General features: G+C 57.5%; 11 protein-coding genes and 2 pseudogenes. 8 read left to right on the top strand and 5 right to left on the bottom strand.

The window, feature by feature from the left end:
- Positions 1 to 449: 449 nt before the first annotated feature.
- The 5 genes from purU (at position 450) to JMY29_RS21005 (ending at position 5,795) form a co-directional block, all read left to right on the top strand.
- A complete protein-coding gene (gene purU / locus JMY29_RS20570) occupies positions 450 to 1,313 on the top strand; it encodes a formyltetrahydrofolate deformylase (RefSeq protein ID WP_016359433.1) in 864 nt (287 codons plus the stop codon).
- A gap of 55 nt (positions 1,314 to 1,368) precedes the next feature.
- Entirely contained in the window at positions 1,369 to 3,843 is a 2,475-nt protein-coding gene (locus JMY29_RS20565; protein WP_016359432.1) for a GcvT family protein, read from the top strand.
- Positions 3,844 to 3,939: 96 nt separating this feature from the next.
- Positions 3,940 to 4,866 (top strand): bifunctional methylenetetrahydrofolate dehydrogenase/methenyltetrahydrofolate cyclohydrolase, encoded by a 927-nt coding sequence (locus JMY29_RS20560; RefSeq protein ID WP_016359431.1) that lies wholly within the window; start codon positions 3,940 to 3,942, stop codon positions 4,864 to 4,866.
- A 27-nt stretch (positions 4,867 to 4,893) separates the two neighbouring features.
- Entirely contained in the window at positions 4,894 to 5,244 is a 351-nt protein-coding gene (locus tag JMY29_RS20555; protein WP_016359430.1) for a DMT family transporter, read from the top strand.
- A gap of 50 nt (positions 5,245 to 5,294) precedes the next feature.
- The gene (locus JMY29_RS21005) at positions 5,295 to 5,795 is read left to right on the top strand and encodes a DMT family transporter (RefSeq protein WP_016359429.1); all 501 of its coding nucleotides are present in this window, start codon (positions 5,295 to 5,297) and stop codon (positions 5,793 to 5,795) included.
- Between the two features lie 199 nt (positions 5,796 to 5,994).
- Here JMY29_RS21005 and JMY29_RS20550 read toward each other — a convergent pair whose 3' ends face one another.
- The 3 genes from JMY29_RS20550 to JMY29_RS20540 are packed head-to-tail and all read right to left on the bottom strand — an operon-like array spanning position 5,995 to position 8,279.
- A complete protein-coding gene (locus JMY29_RS20550) occupies positions 5,995 to 6,468 on the bottom strand; it encodes a fumarylacetoacetate hydrolase family protein (protein ID WP_229778681.1) in 474 nt (157 codons plus the stop codon).
- A gap of 45 nt (positions 6,469 to 6,513) precedes the next feature.
- Entirely contained in the window at positions 6,514 to 6,732 is a 219-nt protein-coding gene (locus JMY29_RS20545) for a DUF2437 domain-containing protein (RefSeq protein WP_229778673.1), read from the bottom strand.
- A gap of 41 nt (positions 6,733 to 6,773) precedes the next feature.
- Positions 6,774 to 8,279: an NAD-dependent succinate-semialdehyde dehydrogenase gene (locus JMY29_RS20540; RefSeq protein ID WP_166842588.1), complete on the bottom strand. Its 1,506-nt coding sequence runs from the start codon at positions 8,277 to 8,279 to the stop codon at positions 6,774 to 6,776.
- Between the two features lie 926 nt (positions 8,280 to 9,205).
- On the opposite strand from JMY29_RS20540, the gene JMY29_RS20535 reads away from it, so the two are divergent.
- From JMY29_RS20535 to JMY29_RS20525, 3 genes are all read left to right on the top strand, one after another.
- Complete coding sequence (locus JMY29_RS20535; RefSeq protein ID WP_016359425.1) at positions 9,206 to 10,471, top strand: flavin monoamine oxidase family protein; 1,266 nt, start codon at positions 9,206 to 9,208, stop codon at positions 10,469 to 10,471.
- Positions 10,468 to 10,812: a cupin domain-containing protein gene (locus tag JMY29_RS20530; RefSeq protein ID WP_016359424.1), complete on the top strand. Its 345-nt coding sequence runs from the start codon at positions 10,468 to 10,470 to the stop codon at positions 10,810 to 10,812. The genes JMY29_RS20535 and JMY29_RS20530 overlap by 4 nt, the downstream gene beginning before the upstream one ends.
- A gap of 381 nt (positions 10,813 to 11,193) precedes the next feature.
- Positions 11,194 to 11,808, top strand: coding sequence for an NADPH-dependent FMN reductase (locus JMY29_RS20525; RefSeq protein WP_016359423.1), 615 nt, complete (start codon positions 11,194 to 11,196; stop codon positions 11,806 to 11,808).
- 514 nt (positions 11,809 to 12,322) lie between these two features.
- On the opposite strand, the pseudogene JMY29_RS20515 reads toward JMY29_RS20525, so the two are convergent.
- Together JMY29_RS20515 and JMY29_RS20510 are read right to left on the bottom strand one after the other, a co-directional pair.
- A pseudogene (locus JMY29_RS20515) lies at positions 12,323 to 12,677 on the bottom strand (helix-turn-helix domain-containing protein).
- Positions 12,670 to 12,804: pseudogene (locus tag JMY29_RS20510) on the bottom strand (tyrosine-type recombinase/integrase); the annotation flags it as partial. The pseudogenes JMY29_RS20510 and JMY29_RS20515, both read right to left, overlap by 8 nt.
- Positions 12,805 to 12,848 lie beyond the last annotated feature (44 nt).

Raw genomic sequence — 12,848 nt, 5'->3', positions numbered from 1 at the left:
GGGTCTAAGACCAGCACGATGTAGGCGGTCCATGAGCTTGAGGCCAGGCCTCCTTTTTGCCGAGCTGATCACCTGGGTATAGCTGCCAGCGATGCCACCTCCGGTCGCTGGCTTCATGCATTTCTTCCGGCGCTGGCGCGAAGGTGAGGGGCAGTGGCAAAACGACTCCCTCGAAGGTTTTGCGTCCCCAGCCCAGGCCACGCTCCGCTCGGCAGGCTGCAACGCAAGCCGCCCCACCACTGTGACGTATCAAAGTCGCAGTTTAGACCTTAGTACCAAAACCATGGTCTTTTCAGACAAACACCGCATGGAAGGGGCCCGTTCTGGCGCGTATGGTCAACACACGATGCAGGTGCAGCTGGCAGGCGTAGGCCTATCTATAGGCACTGCCCGAACCGTCCCTCCTCGCAAGGGCACCCCCACGTACGAACCTCCCCCCTAGGAGCCCCATGGAAAACGCCCAATTCCGCCAAGTAATTCTTTCACTCAGCTGCAGAGACAGGATTGGAATCGTTCACGCTGTCTCAGGCTTCTTGGTATCCCATGGCTGCAATATTCTTGCCAGTCAGCAGTTCGACGATGCCGCGGAACGCAGATTCTTCATGCGCGTGCACATCTCCTGCCCAGCAACTGTATCCATTGGCGATCTGAAAAGCGCGTTTCTAGCGGTGGCCTCCACATACGAGATGGAGTGGACCTTGGTCGACGCCTCTGATCGACCCAAGGTTGCACTGCTGGTTTCCAAAGCCGAGCATTGCCTCAACGACCTGCTCTTCCGTTGGCGCTCAGGACAACTCAAAGTGGATTTTCCATTCATCGCCTCGAACCATGCGACTCTTCAGCCAGTTGCAGATGCCCATGGAATCCCCTTCTTTCACATTCCGGTAACGCCGGAAACCAAGCAGGAAGCAGAGGAACATCTGCTGGCTCTCCTTGCAGAACATGAAGTGGAACTGACCGTTCTAGCCCGGTATATGCAGGTCCTTAGCGACAATCTTTGCCGCGAACTTGCTGGCAAGGCCATCAATATCCACCACTCATTCCTTCCAGGGTTTAAGGGCGCCAAACCCTACCACCAAGCATTTGACCGCGGGGTGAAACTCGTTGGGGCGACAGCACACTACGTCACCGCCGAACTGGACGAAGGACCAATCATCGAACAGGAAGTTCTTCGAGTTGGACATGACTACAGTCCAGCTCAACTCGCAGTGGCAGGGCAGGATGCTGAGCGACTTGCACTGTCCCGTGCCGTTCAATGGCACGCGGAACAGCGGATCCTGCTGAACGGCCACCGCACCGTCGTCTTCAACTAAGCACAACTACCCTTGCCCAGAGTCGTACATCGACCTGAGTAGAAATGAGACCCTGATGGACAGGCTTGTCGACCGCGACATAAGCGCCAGCATGTTTACAGCTACTTCCCATGACCCGTTGCCGACCCACGTCCGTACAGTCGTGGTCGGTGGCGGCATTATCGGTGCCAGCATTGCCTACCACCTTTCAGCTGCGGGTGAGAACGACACCCTACTTTTGGAGAGCAACGTCCTGGGCAGCGGCACCTCTTGGCACGCCGCAGGCTTGGTCACTGGAGCGCGCGGGACCACGACTATGACAAAGCTGGCCAAGTACGGCTTGGACTTTTATAGCCGGCTCGAGCAGATGTCCGGGCTGGACGTCTCATTTCAGCGTTGCGGGTCCCTCAGTGTTGCGCGAACCGCCGGTCGCGTTGACGAGCTTCTTTATGCAAAGGACGTGGCCGACCAGCAGGGCGTAAGAACTGAATGGCTAACTGAGGACCGATACAAGGAATTGTGGCCTCTCGCAACCTACTCAGGGGTTGCCGGAGCGCTCCTGCTGCCTGACGATGGTCACATCAACCCGGGTCACGCAACAGTGGCTCTCGCTAAACTCGCCCATAGCCTTGGGACCCAAATACGCGAAAACGTTGCCGTACACAAGGTACTTCGTCAGGGCGATCTCGTCGTCGGCGTACTCACGGATCAAGGAATCGTGCACTGCGATCGGGTGATTTTGGCGTGCGGTTTGTGGACTCGTGATCTCGCGGCCACCGCCGGGGTGAAGGTCCCCTTGTACGCCGCCGAACACATCCACGTCCGATCTGCAGAAATTGACGGGGCTGTCCCTGAGCTGCCCGTATATAGGGATCTAGACAACAGCTACTACATCCGTCACGAGGCCGGGAGGCTCTTGGTTGGCGCATTCGAGCCTGACGGGCTTCCACGCCCCGTTGAGGAGATTCCCTCCAACGGCTTCGCCGAGTTCGGACCGGAGTGGGAACACTTCGCTCCGATCAGAGCGAAGGCCGAAGGGGTAGTGCCGGCACTTGCTTCGGCGGGATTCGACCGATTCCTGAACGCTCCCGAAAGCTTCACCCCAGACGCCAACTTTGCCGTGGGTGAAACCTCCGAACTTTCCAATCTCTTCGTGGCAGCAGGCTTCAATTCTCAGGGGATTATCTTTGCTCCCGGCATAGGTAAGGAGCTGGCGGAGTGGGTCATTTCAGGTACGCCCGGTTTTGACTCATCCGCGGTGGACGTGCAGCGCTTTTCGGGACACCAAAACAACCGAAACTATCTCAAGGCCCGAACTAAGGAGGGCCTTGGTCGACTTTATGCAATGCACTGGCCGAACTTGCAGATGGAAACTGGCCGCAACGTCCGTCGAACGCCCCTTCACGCGCGCCTCGCTGAGCTCGGGGCCTGCTTTGGTGAAGTTAACGGTGGGGAGCGGGCAAACTGGTACGGGGCCCCGGGAACCTCTCCCACCTACGACTACAGCTATGGACGCCCGAACTGGTTCGACCGTGTCGCCGAAGAACATAAAGCGGCGCGTGAGGGCGTGGTCCTTTTCGATCTGAGTCCTTTTGCAAAATTCGAAGTTGCTGGTCCTGATGCTCTTGAGGTGTGTCAGATGGCCGCAACAGCAGACATCGACGTCGAGACCGATAAAGCGGTCTATACCCTCTTCTTAAATGACCGAGCGGGGATCGAACTAGACGGAACCATCACTCGTCTTGGCCTTGACCGGTTCTTGGTCGTTACCCCGTCATTTACCCAGCAAAAGACGGCAGCATACCTCAAACGAATCGCTCGGGGTAAAGCGGCCGCGGTATTTGACTGCACGGCGGCTCTGGCCACAATCGGAGTCATGGGACCGAAAAGCCGAGAACTTCTTAGCAGGATTTCGCCGGAAGACTGGTCCGACGAAGCACAGAGATACACCCACGGACGCATGGTAGAAATTGCAGACGGCTATGCGTACAGTTTGCGCGTGAGCTTCGTAGGCGAATTGGGCTACGAGTTGTACCCAAGTGCCGACATGGCAGTCAACGTCCTGGACGCGCTGTGGGAAGCAGGGCAGGATCTTGGACTCAAATTGGCCGGATACCACGCCTTGGATTCACTGCGCAGCGAGAAGGGATTCAGGCACCTGGGTCACGACATCGGGCCCATTGACGATCCCTATTCGGCAGGCCTTCGTTTCACTATCTCGATGGACAAACCGGGAGGCTTCCTAGGCAAAGACGCCCTCCTCAAGCTCGACCCCACAGCGCCCGATCATCGAACGGTGTATGTAGCACTGGAAGACCCCGATCCGGTGTTCGTACATGACGAGACCGTATACTGTAACGGCCTTCCAGTCGGACGCATGACGAGCGGCAGCTATGGCCACACGCTGGGACGCGCAGTCGGAATTGCCGCTCTTGAACCTGATGCAGATCTCTCCGGTGACTTCGAGGTCCAGTGCAAGGGACGGCTTTACCCCGCGAAGGTCTCCCGGCGGCCGTTCTACGATCCAAAGGGCGAACGGCTCCGCGGTTAGGAGCGACATCCCCCTCGACCCCCCTTGGCCCAGATATCGCATGGTTCGGCCTCTGGACAGATGAAAGCCTCACGGGACCACTACAAAGGAAGGCCTATGGCCAAGAACGTCATGCACGAACCGAACCCGTTGGAGAACGTCGGCAACATCCTGGACGGCAGGGCAACCGCTCGTGCCGTGAAAACCGAACTCGCGGGTCGAATTGCAGCATTGAAGGACCATGGCAAGACGGTTGGCTTGGGAACGATCCTCGTTGGTGATGATCCTGCAAGCCATTCCTATGTAGCGGGGAAGCATAGAGACTGTGCGGAAGTGGGGATTGAATCCATTCGTCGGGACTTACCGTCGACAATCTCTCAGAGGGAATTAGAGAGCGTTCTTGATGAGCTGAATAAAGATGCCAGAACCACAGGCTACATAGTCCAGCTACCACTGCCCCCACATATCGACCAAAATGCTGTCTTGGAAAAAATTTCCCCTCAAAAGGATGCAGACGGACTACATCCGATCAACCTTGGAAAGCTTGCACTCAACGTTAGCGGCGACCTCACCTCTCCTCTACCCTGCACTCCAAACGCCATCGTGGAGCTCTTATCCCGACACGGGATCGCTCTCAACGGTTTGGAAGTGCTTGTCATCGGTCGAGGAGTGACAGTGGGCCGGCCCCTGGGGCTACTGCTTACACGGCGCGCTATCAACGCAACCGTCACTTCAGCGCATACCGGTTCGGCTGATCTCCCCAAGCTGCTAAAGCGCGCAGATGTTGTCGTGGCCGCTGCCGGTGTACCGGGGATCGTGCAAGGTAAACACCTGAAGCCGGGGTCAATAGTCTTAGACGTAGGAGTGTCACGGATCCTTGACGCCAGCACCGGCAAAGCCGCCCTCCAAGGAGACGTCGATGCCGACACTATGCAGGTCGCCGCCTGGATCTCACCCAACCCCGGCGGTGTTGGTCCTATGACCCGGGCGATGCTTCTTGTAAACGTCGTTGAGGCGGCCGAACGGGATCTTTCGTATGCGTAGAAACGCCCCGCCAGGACCACCCTTCGTTTGCAGACCAGGTATGGAAGGAGGGCATTAACCATCTGGCCCCTTCTTTTACTGGCGATCGCTGCGGAAGTAGCAGCTACCAGTCTGCTCCCTCAAACAAACGGATTCAGGAAACTCAAGCCGACTGTGGCAGTCGCCTGCCTATACACGGTTGCCTTCGCCCTCTTGGCTCAGATCCTCAAGTTCACCGACATCGGAATTGCTTACGCACTTTGGGCCGGCCTGGGAACTGCGTCTGTAGCAGTTATTGGCGTCCTGTTCAGAAATGAACGCTTCAGCTGGAAACATGCCATCGGACTGGCTCTTGTGGTCACGGGCGTGGTCACCCTCAACCTCCAAGCCGGTCAATGACTCAAACTCTGCCTCCCGAGTTCAGACCATGAAGGCTGATAATCGGGGGCATGAGTAGCTATGCACGACGAACTCCAGTCAGGACGGTCTTGAACTTTTGCACAGCGATTCGGCAGATCATCACAGGAGAGGCAGGAAGCGTGGCGGCTGACAAAGGTAACAGGGGGCAGAAACGTGCGCCGTTACTTCATAGACATCGCCTTCATGCTTGGTTGTATCTTGGAAGTGCCATAACCACCGAGGTGACTGGCACAGTAATTCTCGACTTTTCCGAAGGCTTTCAACTCCCGGCACAGACAACCGCGGCCATGGCACTATACGCCTTTTCCTTCTTTCTGCTAACCCGCGCGCTTAGGGCAGTACCACTAAGCGTCGCTTATGCTACGTGGTCTGGTCTAGGCACAGTAGCCGTTGCCTTTGCTGGCGCGATTATCCACGGAGAGGCAGTCACTTTGGGAAGGATAACAGCCATTACTGCAGTGATCGGGGGCATCGTTATATTGAACCTTGCCACCACGCGCCAACACTCGGCACGACGCAAAGACGTCTAAGAGGTTGGGTACAGCCGATGTTCCGCGTCTTCTCATAGCTCGGGAGAGCCGGCGCTCGGCGAACTCAAGGAAGTCGGGCTAGGTGACGAAGCACATCGGACTATCCGGGCCGCTTGAAGAACGGCGCCAAGGGTCAGATCATGGACTTGCGAAGGATTGTGCCTGACCCCTCTCGGAAGGGGTCCTTTATTTGCAGTATTTAGACGACTGTGCTGGTCAACGTACCAATTCCCTCGAGACTGATTTGTACGCAGTCTCCGGGGTTAACAGCTGCGAAGGTACCCGGCGCCCCCGTCATCACGATGTCACCAGGCTTCAGAGTCGTCCAGCGAGTGACATACACCAGGCAGTCCACGACGCTCGTGGGTAGATTGAATGTCCCGGAATTGGCCCTAACCTCGCCGTTCACTCGCACGGTGATGTTGACCTTTTCAGGATCCCTAATGTCGGTCTCAATCCAAGGTCCAAGAGGTGTGTAATTGATACCGGCTTTGGCTTGGAAGAGTTTTTCGTCGATAAGTCCTTGGTCGGCGTTCGTGACATCATTCGCGATCGTGTACCCCAGCACATGGTCCATCGCCTCTTCCGTGGTGAGACCGGCAGCGCGTTTACGAATAACAACTGCCAACTCGCCCTCCACGTGGACTGCCCCAGCGTCCCGAGCCGTCTTTATCTGATCACCCGGGTTGGCCAGGGTATGTACGGATTTGTGCCATGCCTATACGGGAAGCGGATGCTTATTGGTAGGGCGGTTATGGCTCATTCCTATGAGGACGGACGGACGTACCGGGGCGAGTAGCTTCGCACCATCCGCCGGTGTGACTTGCCCAGTGAAGGATATGACTTCGGCAAAGGGGTCTTCCAGATGGTGCCACTCACCGTTCCGAAATACTGCATGCCGTGGGCCTGCGCTCGTTTGTATCCTAGCAAGTCGCATTATTCACTGGTTCAGACGGCATGTAAGCCCCTACCAGTCGTTCAGTTCTCGTAGGGATCGGCGATGCCGATGTATTGGGTGGTGGTGTATTCGGCGATACCTTCGGACCCGCCTTCGCGGCCTAGCCCTGATTGTTTAACGCCACCAAAGGGGGCGGCGGCGTTGGAGATGATGCCCGCGTTGAAGCCAACCATGCCAAACTCGATCTGCTCCGCCACCCGCAGGAGCCGGTTAAAGTCGCGGCTGTAAAGGTAGGCCGCGAGCCCGTATTCCGAGGCGTTAGCCAGTTTGATTGCGTCCTGTTCAGTAGTGAAGGTGGTGACAGGAGCGACGGGTCCGAAGATTTCCTGGCCGAGGATCGCCGCATTGTTGGGAACGTCGGCGAGGACGGTGGGCTGATAGAAGTAGCCTGGTCCGTCCACGGGGGCCCCGCCGGTGACAGCGACAGCGCCGGCGTCCACCGCAGCAGTGACTAGGGCATGGATGTCGTCGCGAGCACCGTTATTGATCAGCGGGCCGACCTGACTGGCAGGGTCCGTACCTCGGCCGGTGGAGAGGGCACCCATCGCGGCTGCGAACTTCCGGGTGAATTCCTGCGCCACGGATTCTTGAACGAGGAACCGGTTGGCTGCTGTGCAGGCCTCGCCCATGTTCCGCATCTTGGCCGCCATTGCCCCTTCTACAGCTTTGTCCAGGTCTGCATCTTCGAACACGACGAACGGAGCATTTCCACCCAATTCCATGGAAGTCCGCAGGACATGTCGGGAAGCGTCTGACATCAGGCGCTTGCCGACCGGAGTGGACCCTGTGAAGGAAACCTTACGCAGCCGGGAATCTTTCAGGAGTGGCCCGGATATCCCCGACGCCGAGGAGGAAGAAACGACATTGAGAACTCCTGCAGGAAGGCCGGCCTCCATCATCGTTTGGGCAAATAGCTGCGAAGTTAGCGGCGTCAGCTTTGCTGGTTTAAGAACCATCGTGCAACCAGCGGCGACCGCGGGAGCAACCTTGCGAGTAGCCATGGCCAACGGGAAATTCCACGGCGTTATCAGCAGGCAGGGACCTACGGGTTTGTGCTGGACCAGGATCTTGTTCTTACCTTCGGGGGTGGTGAGGTATCGGCCGTAGTCCCGAACAGTTTCTTCCGAGAACCAACGCAGAAACTCGGCGCCGTAGGCAACCTCGCCCCGGGCTTCAGCCAATGGCTTGCCCATCTCCAACGTCATCAAAAGCGCGAAGTCCTCCGATCGCGCTGTTACCAGGTCGAAGGCACGGCGCAAAATCTCGGCTCGCACCCGCGGAGCGGTCCGCGCCCACGAGGTCTGCGCCGCGCAAGCAGCCTCCAGAGCGGCGACGGCATCTTCGCTAGTGGCCGAAGCTAGAGTAGCGAGCACCTCCCCCGTAGCAGGATCACGCACATCAAACGTTCCGCCGTCTGATGCATCCCGCCACTGGCCGCCAACAAGCAAGCCGGTGGGCACAGACGCGAGCAGAGGGGCCTCGCGCTCTAGGGGAGCGGCGGGGAACACAGCCGATTCAACTGTCATTTGTAGTCCTCAGAAGATTGTTTTGTAAGCGACTGATTGTGGTGGGTGGGCACATTGGGGGTGAGTAAGTTTCCGCTAAGGACAGCGCAAGACGCGGACCATGGTGAGACAAAGTTGTGACGGTAGGCGTCGCATGAGTGCCGGCGAAATTGACTCTTATGTTAGGAGCACGGAGTCCAACATTAGATATTCGGTCGACATCCAACATTGCTTCTCCAGAGATCGCGCTCCACTGTCGTCCCTGGGGATATGTCCGGCGAAAGGCGGACACTGAACGTTCTTTGGTCGTGACGCGTGACAACAATTCCATGGGTTGACGTCCGTAACGCATGCGCCATTGCCTCGGTGACCACGGCGGTGAGTCGTTCATCCACCTCGCAGCGGTGATCAACTGTGATGACCTTGCTAAATATGCCCGTGTGCTGTGGCATGCCGGTGGCTCCTTCCGAGGCGGTGCGCGAGTCTCTACCGCGCTATGTTTCAGACATAAAAGTGCTCTGTTGCTTCGAAGCGAACGCAAAGGCGGTTACGGTCTCACGTCTAAGCAGTCAGTATGAAGCGCCCCGCAGTGGTCCCAAACAGTTCTAGAGGATGATTTCTGTACTAATTCCGTACTTGAGTCCGAAAACGAACCCGGCTATGAAACCGGGAAAATCCTCCACGAGGTCAGGCTGGACGTCTCCAGCGGCCTGTCGCTTGGGGGTAAGCACATCCGGAACTTTCCCTCGCCGAGGCTTTTAGGGCAACAATCCACTCGGCCACGCGCCACCCGGCAGACACCGCAACGACTATTCAGAAGTACAAAAATGAGGACAGATTTATCATACTCGTATGATTTTGTTAGCACTCCTAGCGACCTAATCTGGGGTGGGAACAGCGTCTTCTACTGTCTTCGCCCCTGAACAAAACGAAACGGAGGTGGCTGTGTGGGCCGCATAGGAATTCTTGGTGCCGGCTTGGCTGGCCTTGCAGCTGCTACAAAACTCGCCGAAGCCGGTGAAAACGTCACGGTATTCGAAGCCCGCAACCGCCCCGGTGGTCGTGTGTGGTCCGAAACGCTTGACACACCAAAAGGCAGCTATGTGATAGAACGAGGTGCAGAATTCGTTCTAGATGGCTACACCTCCATGCGGCGGCTGCTTTCCCAGTTTGGGCTTAGCTTGGTTGACACTGGCATGAGCTATTACGTTCGGGAACCCGGCGACACGACTGGAATCACTTGTGATGACATTATCCGTACCGGACGGGAAGCACTGGAATTAGCCAGTGGCAGTGGCCTTCAGGGGACCGCCGAAGAGTTGCTTGCCAAGTTGCCCGACGAACCGGAACTGGTCGACGCCCTTCGTGCCCGAATCGAAATCTCTACGGCTGTGAGCGCATCAGAGGTCACGGCGAGATCCTTACAACATATCGCCTCGTTCGAACCCAAACCCAGCTGGCGGGTGGCTGGCGGCAATCAGCGGCTGCCCGACGCGATGGCAGCTGCACTTGGTTCTGCTGTTCGTTACGGCGAAACCGTGAGGGCGGTTGAAAACATTAGTGACGGCGGTGTTCTTGTTACCACCGACACCGACACGTCCGTTTTCGACACCGTCGTTGTTGCTCTTCCGTTGGCTGTAATCCGTGACTCGCAACTGAACCTTCCGACAACCGAGGCACGTGACGCAGCCCTAAAGCACGTTCTTCAAGGACATGCGGCAAAACTACACCTCCCATTGGAAACCCAGCCCGCCACAAGTGCTGTCATGTCCGTCGAAGGCCGCTACTGGACCTGGACAGCCACGGACGAATCCGGGGCCGTGGCCCCGGTGCTGAACGCCTTCATGGGCTCACCATCAGCCATTACCCGTGCCAACCTTAAACAGCGCCCAGCGGAATGGGTTGCCAAAGCACGAGCACTTCGCACGGATCTCGCCATCCCACAGGACGCTGCCGCGCTGACCACTGTATGGTCCGAGGACCAACTGGCAGGTGGCGCTTACGCCGCCCATGCCCCAGGCGTAACGGCAGCGGGGACAGCTCTTTTGGAAAAGCCGGTAGGAGATGTTTTCTGGGCCGGCGAATACAGCGAACCCGAATTTGTAGGCCTAATGGAAGGAGCTATACGCAGCGGCGAGCGAGCCGCCGGACGTGTAATGCAGCGCCTTGAAACTAAGTCTGGTAACTCTGACTCTGAAAGAAGCAAAGCATGAGCACCGTACTTCACGCATCTTCCATACACTGGCCAAAACCGGTTTCGATTACTTCCGAACGAGTCATTCAGGGCACACCCGCCGCGAGTACCCACGTGCTTTTTACGGACGGCAAAACGGAGCTTGGTCTGTGGCGGGTGAGTCCTGGTGAATTTAGTACAGTCCATCAGGGATACGAGGAATTTATTAGCGTGTTAGAAGGAGAAGGTGAACTGATTCATGATGACGGCTCACGCATCACCCTCAAGCCCGGAACAGTCCTAATCCTTGAGAACGGCTGGAGCGGTCGGTGGAGTATCAAAAGCACCCTCGTTAAGTCCTACGCAATAATTCGCCTTTGAACTGAAACGGGACAAGCACCTGTGCCGTAAAAGTTTTCTACCCTTCATCGTAGCGAAAGTCGCTGTATCCATAGCTCTACAAAAGGTCTAGACGTGAACAAGCACTCGTTCCACCTGTTCCGCCCCGGGTTTTGCCATGTGCGGTCAACTAACCATGGTGCGCGCCACCTCCAAGATCGGACACCACTCGGTAACTGCACGTTCGTCGAAAAATTTAGCAAGGCTGCCCTTCCTTCTCAGGCATTGAGGACTCCCGTTGAAAATCGCAATCCCGAAGTACAGGATCTTCTTCCCTGGCTCGGCTGGCTGACCACATAAACCGGCAGCAACGCACAAGTTAGCCTGCGGCCGCCGTAAATCGGAAAAGAAAGGATTGAAACTTTGGCAGCAAAATACAGGATCGGATATTTCGTGGGGAGCCTGGCAACCGGCTCTATCAACCGGGTTCTCTCGCAAGCTTTGATAAATCTTGCACCAGAGGACCTCGAGTTCAGCGAAATTCCGATTAGGGATCTCCCGCTTTATAGCTATGACTACGACGCGGATTTCCCGCCGGAAGGCCGGGCGCTCAAGCGTGCCATTGAAGCGTCGGACGGTATTCTCTTCGTGTCTCCCGAGTACAACCGTTCCATTCCGGGTGCCCTTAAAAACGCTATCGACTGGGGCTCTCGTCCTTGGGGATCGAATTCGTTCGCCCGTAAACCCACCGGCATCATCGGGACCTCCCCGGGTAGTATCGGCACCGCCGTGATGCAGTCATCCTTCCGCAGCATCCTTAGCTTCCTAGACGCACCCCAGCTGAATTCGCCTGAAGCATACGTTCACTACGACGCGGACGTGTTTGGGGAAGGGGGCGAAGTCAAGGATGAACGCACCGCGAAATTCCTGCGCCACTACATGGACGAGTACAGCGCCTTCGTTGCCCGAGTCCTAGCAGCCAACACCGCCGGACACATCGGTGATATGGAGCCGGACAGGGAGAAGCTATCCCGCTAAAAAGGACAACGCGCCACGACAGCAAACTGTCCCTGTCGAGGACACCACACTGACGTAACTGTGATGTTGCGGTTGTAGATGGGTCTGTCTGGTCCGCGGCTGCAGAATTTGCGAAAAGTCATAGCTAGGGTTGCCACCGAGCGATGGCCCTAACCTTCACGGCTGCAGATGTCGGCAAGGCTAGCAACTCAGCGAAACACCGTGGCAAGGGCAAAAAGCTGCGGAGCAAGGAAACTGCTCACGACCGTTAGTCGGCCGTTGGTCCACGCCGCCGGTGACGCTGATGTCGTCCCAGGTTAGACGTGCGATGTTTTCAGCTTGTTGTCCGAAGACGAGGATGAGGATGGCGGCGGCCCGGTCATGGCCGCAGGCGCAGACCCCGCGGGTGCGTTTTGCCTGCTGATAGCAGTAGCCGCAGACTCCGCCGTCGGGCCAACGCGCGACCGTTTGGTGGTGCTGGCCGCAGCGGCCGCAGGGGACCGGCCAGCGAACGGGGTCCTCTGCTTTGCGTGGCCTACTCACCGTCTTCGGGAGCGACGAGTCGGACACGTCGTGCGATCGGGTTTCCTGGTTGGATGCCGAGGTCTTCGCTGCGTTTCGGGGCGTTCGCTGTCGCCGCGGCGCGCATCTCCACGAAAGGTTCGAAAAGGTCGTTCGGGGTGCAGCCCAGGACGTCGCAGAGCACCGCGAATGTCTTTGCCGGAATGCGCTCCGGCGTCGAGGTGACCAGCCTGTAGACCTGGCTTTCGGAGAGGTTGATGCCACGGGATTTCAGGAGCGGCATCAGTTCGGTGGTCTTCCAGAGGTTCTGCTTTGTCATCAGGGCTCGCAGGTTTCCAGCGGTAGCCAATCCGGCGCTGTTCAGGCACCTGGGTCCTCCAAGTTCGCGATGCGGCGTGCAATCATCTGCTGCACGGTTTTCTGCTTGAAGTCCGACGATACCGAGGTATAGAGCCCGGTAGTCGACGCATAGGAGTGGCCAACCTGCGTCTGCATTATCTTGAGCCCGTCGGGCTGGTGTGCCTCTGGCCTGCGGTTTT

Origin of the sequence: Paenarthrobacter nicotinovorans, assembly GCF_021919345.1 — a bacterium.
Lineage (GTDB): Bacteria > Actinomycetota > Actinomycetes > Actinomycetales > Micrococcaceae > Arthrobacter > Arthrobacter nicotinovorans.
This window is presented reverse-complemented; position numbering and strand designations above follow the sequence as displayed.